This window comes from Duganella fentianensis (assembly GCF_009857835.1).
Classification (GTDB): domain Bacteria; phylum Pseudomonadota; class Gammaproteobacteria; order Burkholderiales; family Burkholderiaceae_D; genus Rugamonas; species Rugamonas fentianensis.
Map to the genome: position 1 here is coordinate 862,082 of NZ_WWCL01000001.1, position 18,307 is coordinate 880,388.

The window sequence follows — 18,307 nt, forward strand, 5'->3', positions numbered from 1 at the left end:
AGCGCAATGATCGGGCTAGTCTTTCCCTATGGGCGCGGGGGCGTCGTGCTTTCAGTCAGCACTACGCGGATGCAAGCTGGCCCACAGATGGGCCGCGGCCATGGTGCGGTGGGGGCTGTAGCGGGCCAGTATCTGTTCGGTGAGGGCCAGCTCCGGTTTGCTGTCTTCGCCCAGCAGGTGCTGCAATGCTGCGCGCACGGCCACGTCGCCATGCAGCGAGCAATCGGCATAGCCATAGCCGCGCAGCATGCCGTAGTTGACTGTCCATGGGCCTATGCCTTTGACGGCCAGCAGCGCTTCCGACACTTGTTCGATGCTGTTACTAGCGGAGAGTTCCAGTGTCAGGCTGCCGTCGGCCACCAGCCGCGCCAGCCGCAGCACGGTTTCCGCTTTGGCGCGGGAGAACTTGCGGCTGGTGAGTGCTTCCACTTCGAGCGCCGCCACGGCAGCGGCATCGGGATAGCACCACAGGCCACTGCTGTGCTGGCGGCCAGCCTGCTGGATCAGGGTGCGACGCAGCGCGATGGCAAACGAGAGATTGATCTGCTGGCCGATGATGGCCCAGGTTAGCGCCTCGAACAGCGTGGCGGATTGCACCACGCGCAGGCCGGGCTGGGCGCGTGTGAGCGCGCCGAACAGGGCATCGTCGGCGGCAAAGTCGCAGAATGGCTGGGGATCTAGCCGTAGCCCTAACACGCTGTGCAGCACATCATCGAGCTGCTTCTGCGCGGCGGCACTGGTACTACCATCAAGCTCCAGCTGATAGCGTGCGCTCTCTGGTGCATGGGCGGCGTCGAATTCGATGGAAAGCAGGGCAGCGCGGCCATCGAGCAGCAGGCCTTTGCGCAGGCTCTGTTCACCTACCTGCTCGGCCACACTCTCGCTGTCGCGCCGGTGGAAGGCCAGCACGTCCTGCAGGCGGTAATGGGGCGGCAGCTTGAGCGTACGGGGTTTCATGCGACCGGCTGTTTTTTCAGGAAGCCGAAGCTGGGACGGAAACCCGTGACCAGCGCCGTGCCGGTAATCACGATGGCCGCGCCGACCAAGGTGTACCAGCCCACATGCTCGCCGAGGAACAGTATGCCCCACAGGATGCCGAACAATGGGCTGAGGAAGGTTACCGTCAGCGCCGAGGACGGGCCGATGTCCTGAATCAGGCGGAAGTACAGCAGGTAGGCGATGCCGCTGCACAGTATGCCCAGTGCCAGCACGGCAGCCATGATGCCCATGGTGGGTTCACCGGGCACGGGGAAGAAGGGCAGGGCCGGTGCGACCAGCAGGGTGGACGCCCACATCGAACCATGCGCATTGGCGAATGGTTCGACGGCTTTGGCCTGCTTGGCGTAGTTGCTGGCTACACCGTAGTTAAACGCGGCAAACAGCACGGCAGCGATGGCAATGCCGGCGCCGGGTTTGCTGCTGACATGGTCGAAGCCCACCAGCAGGGCCACGCCACAGGCGCCCATGAGCAGGCCCAGCATGACTTTGGCGCTGACCATGTGGCGCGTCCATACGGCGGCGATCAGCGTACCCCACAGCGGCGTGGTGGCATTCAGCACGGCCAGCAGCGAAGCGGATAGCGTGCGGGCAGCGAAGCCGAACAGCAGGAAGGGCAGGGCGGAATTGAACAGGCCCAGTATCAGGTAATGCTTCCAGTTCTCACGCAGGTTCAGGGGCTTTTTCAGGATCAGCGCGATCACGGCAAGGAACAGCGAAGCGAATAGCACGCGGTACTCGATTAGCACGGCGGCGCCCAGCACCGGGGCAGCAATACGCATGAACAGGAAGGAACCGCCCCAGATGGCGGCAAGGAGTATCAGGCGTAGCAGGTTGGTGGTGCTCATGCGGTTTCCGGAATTGGGCTAGTGGGTGAGTGGGATGGCTGGTGCAGCCGGAATGGCGGCTGGCGGCGGGCAGCGCAGGGTGCACGCTAGCGATTGTCGCTGACGGTGGCGCCCGGCGCTAGCCGGTTCTTGCTTTTGAATTCGGCCTGATGCTGCGGGCTGCATCACGCTGCGCCCAGTTCAGTGGCGCAGGCGCTGCTGCCCGGTGCGGCCGGTGTGGCGGCATGCGGCACCAGCAGGCTGGCCGGCACGGCATTTTTTATGGCCGTCATCTCGGCCAGGATCGAGATGGCGATTTCGGCCGGGGTCTTGCTGCCGATGTAAAGACCGATGGGCCCATGCAGACGGGCCACCTGCTGCGCCGTCAGGTCGAACTGCAGCAGCCGCTCGCGCCGTTTGGTATTGTTCTGGCGCGAACCGATAGCGCCTACATAGAAAGCGTCCGAACGCAGTGCTTCCATCAGGGCCAGATCATCGAGTTTGGGGTCGTGCGTGAGCGCCACCACGGCGCTGCGGTGATCGAGTTGCAGGCTCACGACTACGTCGTCCGGCATGTCGTGCAGCAGAGGCACGTCGTCCAGCGTCCAGCCGGCGCGGTATTCTTCGCGCGGGTCGCAGACGACAACGTGGTAGTCCATGGCGCTGGCGATCTGGGCGAGGAAGCGGGAAAGCTGGCCAGCCCCGATGATGAGCAGGCGCCAGCGCGGACCGTGCACCGTGAGCAGCGCATGTTCGCTGACCTGCAGCTGGGTGCCGGCACCGGCCGGCGACAGTTCTACGGCGCCCGTGCGCAGATCGAGCCGGCGCTGCACCAGCTGGTGCTGTTCCAGCCGCTGCAGCAGCTCGTCCAGACGGCTGTGCACCGTTAGTGGTTCGATGGCCAGCTCTATGGTGCCACCGCAGGGTAGGCCGAAACGGTGGGCTTCGTCGGCCGTGATGCCGTAGCTGACCAGCCGCGGTATGGTGTCTGCAATGCCCTCCCGCTGCACGCGTGCAATCAGGTCATCCTCGATGCAGCCGCCGGATACTGAGCCGACCACCGTGCCATCTTCGCAGATGGCCAGCGTGGCACCCACGGGGCGGGGGCTGGAGCCCCAGGTCTTGATGACCGTGACCAGCTCGCAGCGCTGCCCTGCGGCGATCCAGCCGGCACTGGTTTTCAGAACTTCGAGGTCGATGCTGTCCATGGATGGACTATACTACGGCTCTCCCAAGCTTGCAGGATTAGCCATGACTACGCGTGACGAAAACGACGGTAAACCGAAATTCGGCCGTTTGCTGCTGGTGCTGATAGCGACTGTGCTGTCGCTGGGCGCGCTGACCTGGGTGATGAGTAACTACTTTCCGAATTTCCCTGGCTAGGGAGTGCCCGTTCAGGGCTCGCACACGGCGCCCAGTGCGTGGTCGAATGGGCTGTCGGGAATAATGTCTTCTGCTTCGAAGCGCTCGTACTTGTAATTGCCTACGGCTTCTCCCTTGCCCATCGCATCGGGGTAGTACACCTGCGCCAGCAGGATGGTGGTGCGCTGCTCGCAGTTATAGGTGTGCAGGGCCTTCACCGAGCGGTAGCTTTTGCCGTCTGGCGTCAATCGTGCCTTGCCATAGCTGCGCATGGTCCATACCTTGTGCGACTTGTCGCCCTTGATAATGCTGGCCTTGTCCAGATACACCACTGCGCCATCGCCCGTACCTAGCTTGTTCCAGTCCGAAGCTTGCGCGCTGGCGCAGAAAACAGCAGACAGGAAAAGAGCAAGGACAGTAGGCTTCATGGCGGGGAATCCGGCGGACTAGGGAAGCAGGGGCCGGCGGCTGGCCTGCTTGGCTTTGATTTCGGCGATGGTCTTGTCGATCACGTTGAGGCGATAGGCGGTCGACGGATGGTGTGCCGTATAGCTGTTCAGCACCGTGGGCGGGTACTGGGTGGCCAGCCGCTGCCAGAAAGCGTGGGCACGATCGAGGTTGTAGCCGGCACGCGCCACCATGTACAGGGCCAGATAGTCGGCCGCTGCGTCGAGCTCCTGCGGCATGGCTTTGACGCCGGCCGTGCCTATCAGCTGGCTGGTATCGGGCCGTACGGCCACCAGATTGTCGATGATGCTGCCTATCGTGAAGGCGGAGCGGGTGACGGCAGCGTGGCCCAGCACATTGTGGGCGATTTCCGTCGCCAGCACATAGGCAATGGCTTCGTCGCTCTGGGCAAAGTTGACCATGCCGCGCGTGAGCATCACGCGCTGGTCATCCGAATAGGCATTGATATTGTCGGCATTGCCGATATCGATGCGGAAGGCGCAGGCGCGGGTAACCGGCACTACCAGATTCTGGTTGCGGCCATCGCGGGCGATGATCAGATTGAGTGACTGGCTGCTACCCACCAGCGGCGCGAGGATGGCTGCAGCCTGGGTTTCAGCGCTCTGGCCGGACGGCAGGGTCTTGCCTTCGACCGCCATCAGACGGTCGCCCTTGCGCAGACCGGCGCGCGCCGCGCCACTGCCGGCCAGCACGCTGGCCACTTCCAGCTGGTCGCCGTAACCGAGCACGTTCTGGGCGGCGTCGACGAATTCGCCCGAATACGAATAGCGGTTCTTGGCCGTGAAGCCGAGCAGATTGCGCGCATGGTTGCGGCACAGGTCTGCATTGTTGATCAGGATGGGGGCGGCGATGCGGTACAGCTGTTCCTGCAGGTTGACCATCTGGGTCAGGGCCGTGCGGGCCGCGGCCGAACGTGCCGTCAGCACGGGCGCTTCTTCCTGCATGGACTGGGTGACAGCCGGTTCGGTGGGCACCGGCGCTGGCCGCGAGGGCAGCAGCGAGCAGCCGGAAAGCAGGGCAGCGAGCGTTAGCAGCGCGTAGCAACTACGGCTTTGTAACCATGCTGTGTGCTGCCCCATGCGGCTCTCCTTTAGTGTTTGCCGGTACTGCCAAAACCGCCTTCGCCACGTTCGCTGGCGCCGAATTCTTCCACCACTTCAAAACCTACCTGCAGCACCGGCACGATGACCAGTTGCGCCAGCCGTTCCATCGGGTTCAGCGTGAAGGCGTTCTGGCCGCGGTTCCAGGTCGATACCATCAGCTGGCCCTGATAGTCGGAATCGATCAAGCCTACCAGATTGCCCAGCACGATGCCGTTCTTGTGGCCCATGCCGCTGCGCGGCAGGATCACGGCAGCGTAGCCGGGATCGGCCAGATGGATCGCCAGACCGGTAGGAATCAGCACCGTCTGCCCCGGCTCGATGACCATCGGTGCATCGATGCAGGCGCGCAGGTCCAGACCAGCCGAACCCGGAGTTGCGTAGGCCGGCAGATTGTCTTGCATGCGCGGGTCTATGATTTTAACGGCGATTTTTTTCATTTAATGAGCGAACAGTGAATGCTGGGTGATACGTTTGGAAATTTCCGAGATCAGCTGGCGTGCCAGCGTCAGTTTGTCGGCGCGTGGCAGGATGGTGTGGCCGTTCTCGTCGAACAGGATGATGGTGTTGTCGTCCTGGCCGAAAGTGTGGTGGCCGATATTCCCCACCAGTAGAGGGATGCCTTTTTTCTCGCGTTTGTCGGCGCCGAACTGCACGAGGTTTTCCGATTCGGCAGCAAAGCCTACGCAGTAAGGATAGCCGGCCAGCGAGGTGCGCGCGGCCACCGTCGCCAGAATATCGGGGTTCTGCTCGAATTTCAGATCCGGCACGGAACCGTCCGGATTCTTCTTGAGTTTCTGCTCGCTGGAATTGGACACGCGCCAGTCGGCCACCGCCGCGACGGCGATGAAGATGTGCTGGTGGTCGACATTGGCCAGCACGGCGTCGTGCATCTGCAGCGCGCTCTGGACGTTGATGCGGGTGACACCGAACGGCGTCGGCAAGGCCGTCGGGCCGGACACCAGCACCACTTCGGCGCCCGCTTCGCGTGCGGCGCGGGCCACGGCATAGCCCATTTTGCCGGAGGACAGATTGGTAATGCCGCGCACGGGATCGATAGGCTCGAAGGTGGGGCCGGCCGTGATCAGGATGCGCTTACCGGCCAGTACTTTCGGCTGGAACGAGGCGATCAGTTCTTCCAGCAGATGGTCCGGCTCGAGCATGCGGCCCATGCCCACTTCGCCGCAGGCCTGTGCGCCCGAATCAGGGCCGAAGAAGACGATGCCGTCCTCGCGCAGTTGCGCCACGTTGCGCTGGGTGGCTGGGTTGCTCCACATTTCCACATTCATGGCCGGTGCTACCAGCAGTGGTACGTGCTGTGGCCGCGCCAGGCACATGGTGGACAGCAGATCGTCGCACACGCCATGGGCCAGTTTGACGATGAAATCAGCCGAGCACGGAGCGATCAGGATCGCATCGGCATTGCGGGTGACATCGATGTGCGCCATGTTGTTGCTGACGCGCGGGTCCCACTGGCTGGAGTACACGGGCTGGCCGGACAGTGCCTGCATAGTGACGGCCGTGATGAAGTGGGTGGCCGCATCGGTCATCACCACTTGCACGGAGGCGCCAGCCTTGGTCAGGGCGCGGCACAGCTCTGCGGCCTTGTAGCAGGCCACGCCGCCGGTCAGGCCGAGTACGATTTTTTTGCCACTCAAATCCATCATGATGCTGGTTCCTGATTGGGAAAGTTAGACCGTGTAGTGCCGGTGCCGCCTAGCGGTGCACGCGGCGCAGTTCGTCGAGGATGAACAGACCGGCGCCTATGCAGATCGCCGTATCGGCAATGTTAAATGCAGGGAAGTGGCCGAAAGCGTCCCAGTGGAAATCGAGGAAGTCCACCACGTGGCCATACAGCAGGCGGTCGATCACGTTGCCGATGGCGCCGCCGAGGATCAGCGACATCGCCCAGGCAAACATGCGCTGGCCGCCATGTTTTTTCAGCAGCAGCACGATGTAGCCGGCGGCACCTATGCCGATGGCCGTGAACAGGTAGCGCTGCCAGCCGCCGCTATCGTGCAGGAAGCTGAAGGCGGCGCCCTTGTTATACGCGAGTACCAGATTGAAGAAGCTGGTGATGACCTTTTCTTCGCCCTGCTGGAAAGTGCGGTTGATGGTGATTTTGCTGATCTGGTCGAGCAGGATCACGATGGCGGCAATGCCCAGCCATGGGGTCAGGCTGCCGGAGGATTTGCTAGGGAAGATTTTTTTGGTGGCCATAGATACTCAGGTTAGTTCGTTACGACAGTAGCGCCCATCCGCGCACAGCGGGATGGGCGAACCACATATTAAGCGAACTTGCGCTGTTCGCCCGCACCGAACAGATTGCTATGGCAGCGGCCGCACAGGGTAGGGTGGTCGGCGTGGCTGCCTACATCGGCGCGGTAGTGCCAGCAGCGCTCGCACTTCTCGGCGCTGGAAGCGGCTACTTCGACGGTTTCTTCCGCTTCCGTGCCCACTTGCAGCACCTTGGCAGCGGAGGTGATGAAGACGAACTTCAGATCGTCATCGAGGCTGGCCAGCAGCGCGTACTTGTCGCCGGCCGCCTTGATGGTCAGTTCGGCCTGCAGCGAGGAACCGATGGCGCCCGAAGCACGCAGGTCTTCCAGCTGCTTGGTTACATCGGTACGCACGGTGCGCAGGGCCGTGTACTTGGCCAGCAGGGCTTCGGCCTGCGGATCGGCCGGCAGCTGCCACCAGGTCTGGGTGAAGATGGTCTCGTCGCTGGCCTTGAAGGCGTCGGTGCTGGCGAAGATGGCCCAGGCTTCTTCCGCCGTGAACGACAGGGCCGGTGCCATGATGCGCAGCAGGCTCTGGGTGATGTGCCACAGCGCGGTCTGGGCCGAGCGGCGTGCCTTGGAAGTCACGGCGCTGGTGTACAGACGGTCCTTCAGCAGATCCAGATAGAAGCCGCCCAGATCTTCCGAGCAGAAGTTCTGCAGCTTGGAGTAGACCGGCTGGAATTCGTACTGCAGGTAGTGCTGGCCTACTTCGGCCTGCAGCGCTGCCATGTTGGCGATGGCGTAGCGGTCCACTTCCAGCATCTCTTCCAGTGCCACGCTGTCTTTGCTCGCGTCGAAGTCGGACAGATTGGCCAGCAGGAAGCGCAGCGTGTTACGGATGCGGCGATACGATTCCGTCACGCGCTTGAGGATCTCGTCCGAGATCGACAGTTCGCCCGTGTAGTCGGTACTGGCGACCCACAGGCGCAGCATGTCGGCACCCAGCTTGTTCCACACGTCCTGTGGTGCGATGGTGTTGCCGATCGACTTGGACATTTTCTTGCCTTCGCCATCGACCACGAAGCCGTGCGTGAGCAGCGCCTTGTAGGGCGGCGTGCCGTTCAGCATGGAGGAGGTCAGCAGCGAGGAGTGGAACCAGCCGCGGTGCTGGTCCGAACCTTCCAGATACAGGTCGGCCGGGAAGGCAGATTGTTCTTTGTGCGAACCGCGCAGCACGGTCTGGTGGGTCGAACCGGAGTCGAACCACACGTCCAGCGTGTCCTTGTTCTTTTCGTACTGGGCCGCTTCGTCGCCGATCAGATCTTTCAGGTCGAGCGCCTGCCAGGCCGCGATGCCGCCCTGTTCGATCAGCTTGGCCACCTGCTCCAGCAGCTCCGGCGTACGCGGATGCAGTTCACCCGTTTCCTTGTGCACCACGAAGGCCATAGGCACACCCCACTGGCGCTGGCGCGACAGGGTCCAGTCCGGACGGTTGGCGATCATGCCGTGCAGACGGGCCTTGCCCCAGTCAGGGAAAAATTCGGTCTGGTCGATACCGGCCAGCGCAGTCTGGCGCAGCGACGGGCCGCCATCTTTCGGCTGGGTGTCCATGCCGGCGAACCACTGCGAGGTGGCACGGTAGATGATAGGCGTCTTGTGACGCCAGCAGTGCATATAGCTGTGGTCGAACATCTTCACTTCGAACAGCGCGCCCGCTTCGCGCAACGCATTGCAGATCGGTTTGGACGCTTCCCAGATGGTCATGCCGCCGAACAGGGGCAGGCTGGCGGCGAATTTGCCGTCACCCAGCACCGGCGTGAGGATGTCGGCATCCTTCATGCCGTGTGCGCGGCAGGAGATAAAGTCGTCCAGACCGTAGGCCGGTGCCGAGTGCACCACACCGGTACCGCTTTCGGTGGTCACATATTCGGCCAGATACATAGGCGACAGGCGGTCGAAGAACGCGTCCGAAGCGTGCAGCGGGTGGCGGAAGCTGATGCCGCCCAGTGCCGCGCCGTGGCAGGTGGCGATGGTGGTGCCTTCCAGCTTGTAGCGCGCCAGGCAGCTTTCCACCAGATCCTGCGCCAGAATCAAGAGCAGTGGCTGGCCGTCACGCTCGGTCTGCACCAGCGAGTAGATCACTTCGGCGTTGACGTTGAGGGCCTGATTCGACGGGATGGTCCACGGGGTGGTGGTCCAGATCACGATGTAGCCGTTTTCGGTCGGCAGCTTGGGCAGACTGAAGGCGGTGGCCAGCTTGTCGAATTCGCTGAACTTGAAGCCTACGTCGATGGCCGGATCGCGTTTTTCCTGATATTCCACTTCCGCTTCGGCCAGTGCCGAACCGCAGTCGAAGCACCAGTTGACGGGTTTCAGGCCGCGGTAGACGTAGCCCTTCTCCAGCAGCTTGCCCAGCGCGCGCAGCTCGTCCGCTTCGTTCGAGTAGTTCATGGTCAGGTATGGGTTGTCCCACTCGCCGAGCACGCCCAGACGGATGAAGTCCTTGCGCTGGCGCTCGACCTGTTCCCTGGCGTAGGCGCGGGCTTTTTCCAGCACTTCGCCAGTCGGCAGATTTTTGCCGAACTGTTTTTCGATCTGGATTTCGATCGGCATGCCGTGGCAGTCCCAGCCCGGTACATATGGCGCATCGTAGCCGGCGAAGCTGCGCGCCTTGACTACCATGTCTTTCAGGATCTTGTTGACGGCGTGGCCGATGTGGATGTCGCCGTTAGCGTACGGAGGACCATCGTGCAGGATGAATTTAGGACGGCCGGCCGCCGCTTTGCGCACGCGCTCGTAGATTTTCTTTTCTTGCCACTGCTGTACCCAGCCCGGTTCGCGCTTGGCCATATCGCCGCGCATAGGGAAGGGCGTTTCAGTCATATTGACCGGGTATTTGCTTTCAGGTTTTTTGGCAGATTTGTTGTCGGACATGGTGATCTATTCAGTAATTTAATTCGGAGTTCTGTTTAGCCGGCGCGCGTAGCTGATCGCGCGCTCAAATTCGGTCGGTGGCGGTCATTGCACCATCGCGCTGGGCAAAATAGCTCCGCGCAATGGCTGCATCGTTGTTGATGGCCGCCGTCAGGGTAGGCAGGTCGGTGTATTTTTCTTCGTCGCGTATCTTGTGCAGGAATTCCACCCGCACCTGTTTGCCGTAGCAGTTGGCGGCAAAGTCGAACACATGCACTTCCAGCAGTACGCGGCCGCTATCGTCCACGGTAGGACGTACGCCCAGGCTGGCCACGGCTGCCAGCGGCTGCCCGGCCAGACCGTGTACCTGCACGATGAAGATGCCGCTCAGGGCAGGGCGGTGCGAGACGCGCAGATTCAGGGTAGGGAAGCCCAGCGTGCGGCCCAGTTTCTGGCCGTGGATCACATGGCCGGATATCGCATACGGGTGGCCCAGCAGGGCTTTGGCCTGCGCAAAGTCGCCTGCTGCCAGTGCCAGCCGCACGGCCGAGGAGGATACCCGCAGATCGCCCTGCATCACGGTCGGCAGGGTGTGCACTTCGAAGCCGTAGCGCTGGCCCGCTTCCATCAGCATGGCCACATTGCCGGCCCGCTTGGAACCGTAGCAGAAATCGTCGCCCACCATCAGCCATTTCACGTGCAGGCCTTCTACCAGCACCTGTTCGGTGAACTGCTGGGGCGTGAGGGCCGCAAACGGGGCGGAGAAATGTTCGACGATGACGCGGTCTATGCCGTTATCGGACAGTGATTGCAGCTTGTCGCGCAGATTGGCGATGCGCGCCGGCGCCTTGCTCGGGTCGCCCATTTTGCGGGCAAAGAACTCGCGCGGGTGGGGTTCGAAGGTCATCACGGCCGCTTCCAGCCCCAGCTGGCTGGCTGCTGCCCGTACGCGGCCGAGCAAAGCCTGATGGCCCAGATGGACACCATCGAAATTGCCGATCGTCAGGGCGCAGGGCGCACGCGCCGCCGCATTGGGGAGACCTCGAAATACCTTCATGGAATTTGGGGGAAACTGTCGCTAAAGGGGAGATTATACGGTCTGTTGGCCGTGGCTGACAGTTAACCGCACTCGGGCGGGCAAAAAGCAAGGGCTGGAAGGCAAAACTGGCAAAAAAAACGCCGCCGGCATGGAGCCGGCGGCGCTGGGAACGCTACAACCGTTAAAAATTACGAACGGTTCAGGTTCAGGGTCCAGTAACGGGCCAGATCGGCAGCGCCGTCTTTGCCTTTGACCGATTTCAGGGTGGTCAGCGCAGCCGCTTTCTTGCCGGCGATGGACTGAGCGATACCCAGATGCAGCTTGGCAGCTTCCGGATTGCGGGCGCTGTCGAGTTTCACAGCCTGTTCCATCAGCGCCAGACCTTTGTCAGCCTTGCCAGCGGTAACCAGCGCGAAGCCCATGTTGGACAGGGCGTCGGCATCTTTGGCTTTGACGGCTTCCGCTTCGGCAGCAGCCTGCTTGGCTTCGAACTCGGTCTGGGTCTTGGCAGCCAGATCTTTCAGACGCTGGTGACGGCTAGCATCGGAACCGGTACCCAGTGCGCCTTTTTTGTAGCCCTGATCGATGATCTTGACGGCTTCGGCAGCATTGCCAGCTTGCAGTGCCAGCTGCGACATTTCCATGAATTCGCTAGGCTTGGTCAGCAGGCCGTTGGCCAGACGCAGACGCAGCACGTCCAGCGACAGCGAGGAAGCAAAACCAGGCTTGCCGGAAACGCGGTTCAGCAGGTCGGCCCAGTAGCTCGACTTAGGATAGGCGCCAGCCAGTTTTTCCAGGGTCTGGACATAGCCTTCTTTATCGTTCTGTTTCAGCTGGATGTTGGCCAGCATTTGCAGCGATGCTTCCGAAGCGCCTTTGGTGCCTTGCAGTTCTTTGGCCGCTTCAGCATATTTGCCGCTGATGTAGTAGGTCTGGATCAGCAGTTCGTGCATCTGGGCATCGCCAGGATTGTCCTTCAGTGCACGCTGGATCCAGGTAATGGCTTTAGGGTAGTCCTTGGCGCGGTAGTAGATACCTGCCAGAGCCTGGGTGAATTTCGGTGCTTCGGCAGGCGCCAGCTTGCCGGAGTTGATGACCGTTTCGAAGGCCTTGGCGGCGGCGTCGTTATCGCCAGCGGCAGCTGCGGCCGAAGCGCGGGTGCGCTCGATCATGTAGATTTCATTCGGGGACTTGCCACCGACAGCGTCGGTTTCTTTCAGTTTAGCCAGCGCTTCCTTGTTCTTGCCGGCTGCGGCCAGTTTCTGTGCTTCTTGCAATGGTTTGCCGATTTCAGCGCGCACTGCTTCGGCAGCGTAAGCAACCGAGGAAAGACCGGCCAGAGGAGCTGCTGCAGTGAAGCCAATAGCGGCCATTACCAGGCCGAGATGAGCGAGACGAAACTTGGTCATGGATATTCTTTCATCAAAATGCGAAATAGGCAGGAATGGTCCTGCCTATTGTTGAACATATAACTGTTTATTGGAACTGTTCGTTACCGACCAGACCAATTTTGGTCACGCCCAGACGTTGAGCCGAAGCCATCACGCCTGCCACGACTTTATACGACACCAGCTTGTTCGGACGCAGATGCACTTCCGGCTGATCAGCTTGCGCTGCGACATCGGTCAGTTTCGCTTCCAGGGTGCCGCGGTCAGGAACGACAGCGTTATCCCACAGAATCGTACCGTCGAAGTCGACGTCAATCGTGATGACCACAGGTTCTTTTACAGGCGGTGGCGGGGTGCCGACCGGCATGTTCAAGTTGACCGAGTGGTTGGCTTTAGGAATCGTAATGATCATCATGATAATCAGCACCAGCATCACGTCGATGAGGGGCGTCATATTCATTTCCATCATTGGTTCCGGATCCGCGCCTGCGCTGGCGGGGGAGCCGACATTCATACTCATGGTGTTTCCTTTTTAGAAGGGCAGACCGGCGGACCGGTCTGCGATGCACTTTGAGGGATTAACCCTTATCAGGCGGTTCGGTGATGAAACCGACCTTCTGAATACCAGCGCGCTGGGTAGTGTAAATAACCTTGCCGATTGCTTCGTAACGAGTTTCCTGGTCGCCACGTACATGTACTTCCGGCTGAGGCAACTTAACTGCTTCCACCTTCAGAAGGTCGAACAGCTCATTCGCGTCGCGCATTTTCTTCTGATTCCAGTAGATGTCGCCATCTTTGCTTACCACGATGTTGACATCTTCCGGCTTGGTCTGAATAACCTGGTTGGTTTCTTCTGGCAGCTGGATCTTGATCAGCTTCAGAACAACCGGGCTCGTGATCAGGAAGATAATCAGCAGAACCAACATGATGTCCACGAGGGGCGTCGTGTTGATTTCTGACATGACTTGATCTTCGTCTCCGCTATCGGAGCCTACGGACATCGACATGATTAATTATCCAATCTTTTTAGCGCCAGCAGCACGGCCAGCTTCGCTGGTGGACATTGCGCCCGAGATCAGTACGGAGTGCACGTCAGCCGAGAACGAACGTACATCTTCCATTGCCGACTTGTTACGACGTACCAGCCAGTTGTAGCCCAGAACGGCAGGAACTGCAACGAACAGACCGAAAGCGGTCATGATCAGTGCTTCACCCACAGGACCTGCAACTTTGTCGATCGATGCGTTACCCGACATGCCGATAGCGATCAGTGCATTGTAAATACCCCAAACGGTACCGAACAGACCGATGAACGGTGCGGTCGAACCAACGGTTGCCAGGAAGGACAGGCCGTCTTGCAGACGCGATTGAACTTTGTCAACAGCGCGCTGGATGGACATGGTCACCCAGGTCGACAGGTCGATTTGTTCCAGCAGGGCGCCGTCGTGATGAGCGGTTGCTTTGGTGCCGGTTTCAGCGATGAAGCGGAATGGCGAGCCGTCGGTCAGGGTAGCCGAACCAGCAGCGATCGACGAAGCTTTCCAGAACTTAGCCGAAGTTTCTTTCGACTGTTTGAAGATCTTCATCTGGTCGATCAGTTTGGTGATGATGATGTACCACGAACCCATGGACATCAGCGACAGGATGATCAGGGTACCGCGCGATACGAAACCGCCGTTCCATACAGCTTCGAAGCCGTAAGGATTGTCCACTTCTTCTTTGCCGCCTTTAGCAGCTGGTGCTTCTGCTGCTGGAGCAGCTGCCGCATCCGCTGGAGCGGCTGCTGGTGCCGAAGCGGCTGCCGAGGCTGGCGCATCTTCAGCGAAAGCTGGTGCGCTTACCAGGGCGGTGGCTGCGGTCACGGAAAACAGCACTGCGGCCAGTACAGCGGACAAACGGGTATTCTTAAACATGCTTCCTCCAAATTGATAATAATAAGATCGCTGAACTATTTGACAACGAAATCATAAATGAGACTAAGACTACAGTCTCGGTTTAATCCAGCGACCAGACGTATTGCACTGGTTGCCACTGCTGTTCAGGCTTGCCATCAACCGTGGCTGGCTTGAATCGGCATTTACCCAAGGCGTTTTGTGCTGCCTTGTCCAAGTCGCGGAAGCCGGAAGACTTCGTGACTTTGGATTCCATCACCGAGCCGTCTACCCCGATCAGGAACGAAACGGTAGTAATACCGGTTTCCTCATTACGCAGCGAGCTCTTAGGATATTCAGGCTTGGCACAGGTGCTCATGTCAGCAACTGCTGGCGTGCGCACCGATTTTGCCGGTCCAGGGGCCGCCGCCGGAGCTGGCGGTTGTGGCTTCTGGAGTTCAGTCGTCGCAGGCTTGACGTTAGTAGCATTGCTAATAACGCTCTGGGCCGGTGGCGGCTGCTGCACATTCACCTCAACTGGCGGGATGAATGGCGGCGGTGGCGCTTTCATCTCTGGCGGAGGTGGTGGCGGTGGGAGTTCCTTTGGTGGAGGAGGCTTTACCTCCTCAATGATCTTGGTCTCCACTGGTGCGATCATTTTGCTTACCAGACGTTTGCCCAAGCCAGTCACGATGCCGTAAGCGACCAGGACGTGCAACAAAACGACAATGGTAATGCCCGTAAAGTTCTTCCCGGTGCTTTTCTCGTTGTGCGTGAAATTCATGCCTGCTTTCTCCAATACCAACTCTTTTTGTTGCTACTTAAACCCCAAAATGGCGACACAAAACAACAGCCGCATCCGGGACGTCGGCGAATTATACATACGAATTCTTGATTTTACATAGAATTTTCATCCCTTAAATCGCTTTAATTTCATAGGGTTTTCCTAGGTGTTAGCGCTCTCATCGCACCACTCTGATACAAATTGCAAGTCACCTTAGTGCATTTTGTGAGCGCAACGCACCACGACATTACTTAGTTTTCCCTTAAGGCGAAAAACGGAATTTTATGTGCGTAAAATTACTACGTCCAATCGATAATTCGGTTGTAAATCTTACTGCAATGAAATACTTGCGTCCGCCCTGCATGAAATCACTGCAAAAAAAGATTGACTTTTGCGGTGCAACATGCATTGGCGTATATAGCCAGCATTTCGCCCGCTTTATACCTTGCAAGAGTTGTGCCTGATTGCCATTACTGGTCACGAGGGCTGCTTAACTGCTGTGCTAATTGCCGCGTCCCCGTTTTTCCCGTTTGACTTCGAGCGTGTTCAGCACTTCGCCCTGTGCGTTGACGGTCTCCAGATGTACATCAAATCCCCATAGCCGTGCCACATGCTTGAGCACTTCGCCGGCCTGCTGGTTGAGGGGGCGGCGCTGGAACTGCGTATGCCGCAGGGTGAGGGCGCGGTCGTCACGCGTATTCACCGACCACACCTGTATATTAGGTTCGCGGTTGCCCAGGTTGTATTGCTCGGCCAGTTGCTGGCGTACATAGCGGTAGCCTGATTCATCGTGGATAGCCGAGATTGCCAGTTTTTCGTTCTGGTCGTCGTCCAGTACCGCGAAGAAATGGAATTCCCGGATCAGCCGGGGCGAAAGATACTGGGCGATAAAGCTTTCGTCTTTAAAATTGCGCATGGCGAAGTCCAGCGTCTTGCGCCAGTCGCTGCCGGCTATGTCGGGGAACCAGGCCCTGTCTTCGTCGGTGGGCTGTTCGCAGATGCGGCGGATATCGCTCATCATGGCGAAACCGAGGGCATAGGGATTGATGCCACTATAGTAGGGGCTGCTGACGGGCGGCTGGTACACCACATTGGTATGGCTCTTCAGGAACTCCATCATAAAACCGTCGCCCACGACGCCTTCGTCGTACAACTGGTTCAATATAGTGTAGTGCCAGAAGGTGGCCCAGCCTTCGTTCATCACCTGGGTCTGGCGCTGGGGATAGAAGTATTGCGAGATTTTGCGCACGATACGCACCATTTCGCGCTGCCAAGGCTCCAATAATGGTGCATATTTCTCGATAAAGTAGAGCAGGTTCTCTTCCGGCTCGGGCGGGAAGCGCACGGCCTCCTTGCTCACTTCCTCTTCTTCGCGGCGCGGCAAGGTGCGCCACAGTTCATTCACCTGCGACTGTATATAGGCTTCGCGTTCTTTCTGGCGCGCTCTTTCCTGCGCCAGCGATAAGCGGGCCGGGCGCTTGTAGCGGTCCACTCCATAGTTCTGGATGGCATGGCAGGAATCGAGCAGCAGTTCCACCGCGTCGATGCCGTGGCGTTGCTCGCACTCGGCTATATAGTTCTTGGCGAACACCATATAGTCGACGATGGCTTCCGCGTCGGTCCAGGTGCGGAATAGATAGTTGCCTTTAAAGAAAGAATTATGGCCGTAAGCCGCGTGGGCGATAACCAGCGCCTGCATGGTCAGGCTGTTCTCCTCCATTAAATAGGCGATGCAGGGATTGGAGTTAATGACGATTTCATAGGCCAGCCCCATCTGGCCCCGTTTATAGCTTTTTTCCGTGGCCAGAAAATGCTTGCCGAATGACCAATGGTTGTAGGACACCGGCATGCCCACCGAAGTGTAGGCATCCATCATCTGCTCGGCCGTGATGATTTCCAGCTGGTTGGGGTAGGTGTCCAGCCCGAAACTGGCGGCGACGCGGCGGATTTCTTCATGGGCCTGCTCGATCAGCTCGAAAGTCCATTCGGACTGGTCGGGCAGGGCGTTGGGATGGCGGCGCGGGGTGGGCGTGGCATTCATGATTTCGGCTGCTTCTTGAACAGTTCGCGGAACACCGGATAGATGTCGGCCGGCGTGACGATTTTCTGCATGGCGAAATGGGCGTGGTGGTCGGGCACCTGGGCATACTGTTCCCACAGGTTCTGCGGCGGACCATCGGTAATCTCGACATAGGTGTAGTACTGCACCTTGGGCATGATGGTGTTGACCAGCAGCTGGCGGCACAGGATGGAATCGTTATCCCAGTTATCGCCATCGGAAGCTTGCGCCACATAACTGTTCCAGGCGCCGCCGCCATAGCGTTCGTCGATGATCTGGTTGAGCAGGTTGAGCGCGGACGAGACCACGGTGCCGCCCGATTCGCGCGAATGGAAGAATTCGTTCTCGTCCACTTCCGCCGCCGCCGTGTGGTGGCGGATGAAGACCACGTCTATCTTGTCATACACGCGCTTGAGGAATAGATACAGCAGGATGAAGAAGCGCTTGGCCGTATCCTTGCGCGTTTCATCCATGGAGCCGGAAACATCCATGATGCAGAACATCACGGCCTGCGTCATGGGCTTGGGGACTTTGATGCGGTTGCTGTAGCGCAGGTCGAACGGGTCGATGAAGGGGATGGCGATCAGCCGCGTATGCAGATGGTGAATCAGCTTTTTCAGTTCCAGCACGCGCGCCGTATCGGCCGCCGCACCATCCTGCAGCAGTTGCAGCAGCTCCGTTTCCGCTTGCTGCAATTGTTTGCGCGCATGGCCACCGACGGCGATGCGCCGTCCCAGCGCCCCGCGCAAGGAACGCAGTACGTGGATATTCGACGGGGTGCCGGACATATTGTAGCCGGCGCGCTGGTTCTTGAACTCGGTGCTGCTGCTGAGCTGGGTTTTTACCATGTGCGGCAATTCCAGATCTTCGAAGAAGTAGTTCATGAATTCTTCGCGCGATAGCTCGAAGATGAAATCATCTTCCGAGGTCTGGTCGCTATTGCCGGCCTTGCCCCGTCCCGCGCCACCGCCGCCGCGGGGACGGTTGATCAGATCGCCTTTCTGGTATTCCTCGTTGCCGGGATTAACGGTTTCCCACACGCCACCATGGGCGTGACCAAATGAAGGCTCGCCCACATCCTTGACGGGGATGGAGACTTTTTCGCCGTTTTCCACGTCCGTGATGGAGCGCCCCTTGATGGCACGCCCCACCGCGTCCTTGATCTGGGCCTTGTAGCGCCGCAGGAAGCGCTCGCGATTGACCGCAGATTTATTCTTGCCCTGCAAACGCCGGTCGATGAGGTAAGTCAAATGACCTCCCGTTGCTCGTTACTAGGCT

18 protein-coding genes are annotated in these 18,307 nt (G+C 59.6%); 1 reads left to right on the top strand and 17 read right to left on the bottom strand.

Annotated elements, in window-relative coordinates; all coding sequences use genetic code 11:
• Nucleotides 1-51: 51 nt before the first annotated feature.
• The 3 genes from GTP23_RS03730 to GTP23_RS03740 all read right to left on the bottom strand — a co-directional run bounded on the left by GTP23_RS03730 (nucleotide 52) and on the right by GTP23_RS03740 (nucleotide 3,031).
• The gene (locus tag GTP23_RS03730; RefSeq protein WP_161033913.1) at nucleotides 52-957 is read right to left on the bottom strand and encodes a DNA-3-methyladenine glycosylase family protein; all 906 of its coding nucleotides are present in this window, start codon (nucleotides 955-957) and stop codon (nucleotides 52-54) included.
• On the bottom strand, nucleotides 954-1,844 hold the full coding sequence (locus tag GTP23_RS03735) for a DMT family transporter (RefSeq protein WP_161033914.1): 891 nt from the start codon (nucleotides 1,842-1,844) through the stop codon (nucleotides 954-956). Before GTP23_RS03735 ends, GTP23_RS03730 begins: the two co-directional genes overlap by 4 nt.
• A gap of 164 nt (nucleotides 1,845-2,008) precedes the next feature.
• Complete coding sequence (locus GTP23_RS03740) at nucleotides 2,009-3,031, bottom strand: XdhC family protein (protein WP_161033915.1); 1,023 nt, start codon at nucleotides 3,029-3,031, stop codon at nucleotides 2,009-2,011.
• A gap of 43 nt (nucleotides 3,032-3,074) precedes the next feature.
• Here GTP23_RS03740 and GTP23_RS22950 point away from each other — a divergent pair, with 43 nt between their 5' ends.
• Entirely contained in the window at nucleotides 3,075-3,206 is a 132-nt protein-coding gene (locus GTP23_RS22950) for a hypothetical protein (protein WP_267874272.1), read from the top strand.
• Nucleotides 3,207-3,217: 11 nt separating this feature from the next.
• On the opposite strand, the gene GTP23_RS03745 is transcribed toward GTP23_RS22950, so the two are convergent.
• From GTP23_RS03745 to GTP23_RS03810, 14 genes are all read right to left on the bottom strand, one after another.
• On the bottom strand, nucleotides 3,218-3,613 hold the full coding sequence (locus GTP23_RS03745; protein WP_161033916.1) for a surface-adhesin E family protein: 396 nt from the start codon (nucleotides 3,611-3,613) through the stop codon (nucleotides 3,218-3,220).
• Nucleotides 3,614-3,631: 18 nt separating this feature from the next.
• Entirely contained in the window at nucleotides 3,632-4,732 is a 1,101-nt protein-coding gene (locus GTP23_RS03750) for a M48 family metalloprotease (protein ID WP_161033917.1), read from the bottom strand.
• A gap of 11 nt (nucleotides 4,733-4,743) precedes the next feature.
• Nucleotides 4,744-5,193, bottom strand: coding sequence for a dUTP diphosphatase (gene dut / locus GTP23_RS03755; RefSeq protein WP_161033918.1), 450 nt, complete (start codon nucleotides 5,191-5,193; stop codon nucleotides 4,744-4,746).
• Nucleotides 5,194-6,417, bottom strand: coding sequence for a bifunctional phosphopantothenoylcysteine decarboxylase/phosphopantothenate--cysteine ligase CoaBC (gene coaBC / locus GTP23_RS03760; RefSeq protein WP_196308727.1), 1,224 nt, complete (start codon nucleotides 6,415-6,417; stop codon nucleotides 5,194-5,196).
• Between the two features lie 52 nt (nucleotides 6,418-6,469).
• Nucleotides 6,470-6,973 (bottom strand): signal peptidase II, encoded by a 504-nt coding sequence (lspA, locus tag GTP23_RS03765; protein ID WP_161033919.1) that lies wholly within the window; start codon nucleotides 6,971-6,973, stop codon nucleotides 6,470-6,472.
• Nucleotides 6,974-7,041: 68 nt separating this feature from the next.
• Nucleotides 7,042-9,909: an isoleucine--tRNA ligase gene (ileS, locus tag GTP23_RS03770; RefSeq protein WP_161033920.1), complete on the bottom strand. Its 2,868-nt coding sequence runs from the start codon at nucleotides 9,907-9,909 to the stop codon at nucleotides 7,042-7,044.
• 64 nt (nucleotides 9,910-9,973) lie between these two features.
• A complete protein-coding gene (locus tag GTP23_RS03775; protein ID WP_161033921.1) occupies nucleotides 9,974-10,945 on the bottom strand; it encodes a bifunctional riboflavin kinase/FAD synthetase in 972 nt (323 codons plus the stop codon).
• 170 nt (nucleotides 10,946-11,115) lie between these two features.
• A complete protein-coding gene (locus GTP23_RS03780) occupies nucleotides 11,116-12,336 on the bottom strand; it encodes a tetratricopeptide repeat protein (protein WP_229255906.1) in 1,221 nt (406 codons plus the stop codon).
• Nucleotides 12,337-12,403: 67 nt separating this feature from the next.
• Entirely contained in the window at nucleotides 12,404-12,835 is a 432-nt protein-coding gene (locus GTP23_RS03785; protein ID WP_196308697.1) for an ExbD/TolR family protein, read from the bottom strand.
• 58 nt (nucleotides 12,836-12,893) lie between these two features.
• Nucleotides 12,894-13,322, bottom strand: coding sequence for an ExbD/TolR family protein (locus GTP23_RS03790; RefSeq protein WP_155433220.1), 429 nt, complete (start codon nucleotides 13,320-13,322; stop codon nucleotides 12,894-12,896).
• 6 nt (nucleotides 13,323-13,328) lie between these two features.
• Entirely contained in the window at nucleotides 13,329-14,228 is a 900-nt protein-coding gene (locus GTP23_RS03795) for a MotA/TolQ/ExbB proton channel family protein (RefSeq protein WP_155433221.1), read from the bottom strand.
• Between the two features lie 82 nt (nucleotides 14,229-14,310).
• Nucleotides 14,311-14,970 (bottom strand): energy transducer TonB, encoded by a 660-nt coding sequence (locus GTP23_RS03800; protein ID WP_161033922.1) that lies wholly within the window; start codon nucleotides 14,968-14,970, stop codon nucleotides 14,311-14,313.
• Between the two features lie 502 nt (nucleotides 14,971-15,472).
• Nucleotides 15,473-17,011: a SpoVR family protein gene (locus tag GTP23_RS03805; protein ID WP_161033923.1), complete on the bottom strand. Its 1,539-nt coding sequence runs from the start codon at nucleotides 17,009-17,011 to the stop codon at nucleotides 15,473-15,475.
• Nucleotides 17,008-18,279: a YeaH/YhbH family protein gene (locus tag GTP23_RS03810; protein WP_161033924.1), complete on the bottom strand. Its 1,272-nt coding sequence runs from the start codon at nucleotides 18,277-18,279 to the stop codon at nucleotides 17,008-17,010. The genes GTP23_RS03805 and GTP23_RS03810 overlap by 4 nt, the downstream gene beginning before the upstream one ends.
• Between the last annotated feature and the right edge of the window lie 28 nt (nucleotides 18,280-18,307).

Excerpts from the sequence above, each read along its gene's own strand:
- GTP23_RS03730 (WP_161033913.1), bottom strand. The coding sequence starts at position 957 with ATGAAACCCCGTACGCTCAAGCTGCCGCCCCATTACCGCCTGCAGGAC.
- GTP23_RS03735 (WP_161033914.1), bottom strand. The coding sequence starts at position 1,844 with ATGAGCACCACCAACCTGCTACGCCTGATACTCCTTGCCGCCATCTGG.
- GTP23_RS03740 (WP_161033915.1), bottom strand. The coding sequence starts at position 3,031 with ATGGACAGCATCGACCTCGAAGTTCTGAAAACCAGTGCCGGCTGGATC.
- GTP23_RS22950 (WP_267874272.1), top strand. The coding sequence starts at position 3,075 with ATGACTACGCGTGACGAAAACGACGGTAAACCGAAATTCGGCCGTTTG.
- GTP23_RS03745 (WP_161033916.1), bottom strand. The coding sequence starts at position 3,613 with ATGAAGCCTACTGTCCTTGCTCTTTTCCTGTCTGCTGTTTTCTGCGCC.
- GTP23_RS03750 (WP_161033917.1), bottom strand. The coding sequence starts at position 4,732 with ATGGGGCAGCACACAGCATGGTTACAAAGCCGTAGTTGCTACGCGCTG.
- dut (WP_161033918.1), bottom strand. The coding sequence starts at position 5,193 with ATGAAAAAAATCGCCGTTAAAATCATAGACCCGCGCATGCAAGACAAT.
- coaBC (WP_196308727.1), bottom strand. The coding sequence starts at position 6,417 with ATGGATTTGAGTGGCAAAAAAATCGTACTCGGCCTGACCGGCGGCGTG.
- lspA (WP_161033919.1), bottom strand. The coding sequence starts at position 6,973 with ATGGCCACCAAAAAAATCTTCCCTAGCAAATCCTCCGGCAGCCTGACC.
- ileS (WP_161033920.1), bottom strand. The coding sequence starts at position 9,909 with ATGTCCGACAACAAATCTGCCAAAAAACCTGAAAGCAAATACCCGGTC.
- GTP23_RS03775 (WP_161033921.1), bottom strand. The coding sequence starts at position 10,945 with ATGAAGGTATTTCGAGGTCTCCCCAATGCGGCGGCGCGTGCGCCCTGC.
- GTP23_RS03780 (WP_229255906.1), bottom strand. The coding sequence starts at position 12,336 with ATGACCAAGTTTCGTCTCGCTCATCTCGGCCTGGTAATGGCCGCTATT.
- GTP23_RS03785 (WP_196308697.1), bottom strand. The coding sequence starts at position 12,835 with ATGAGTATGAATGTCGGCTCCCCCGCCAGCGCAGGCGCGGATCCGGAA.
- GTP23_RS03790 (WP_155433220.1), bottom strand. The coding sequence starts at position 13,322 with ATGTCGATGTCCGTAGGCTCCGATAGCGGAGACGAAGATCAAGTCATG.
- GTP23_RS03795 (WP_155433221.1), bottom strand. The coding sequence starts at position 14,228 with ATGTTTAAGAATACCCGTTTGTCCGCTGTACTGGCCGCAGTGCTGTTT.
- GTP23_RS03800 (WP_161033922.1), bottom strand. The coding sequence starts at position 14,970 with ATGAATTTCACGCACAACGAGAAAAGCACCGGGAAGAACTTTACGGGC.
- GTP23_RS03805 (WP_161033923.1), bottom strand. The coding sequence starts at position 17,011 with ATGAATGCCACGCCCACCCCGCGCCGCCATCCCAACGCCCTGCCCGAC.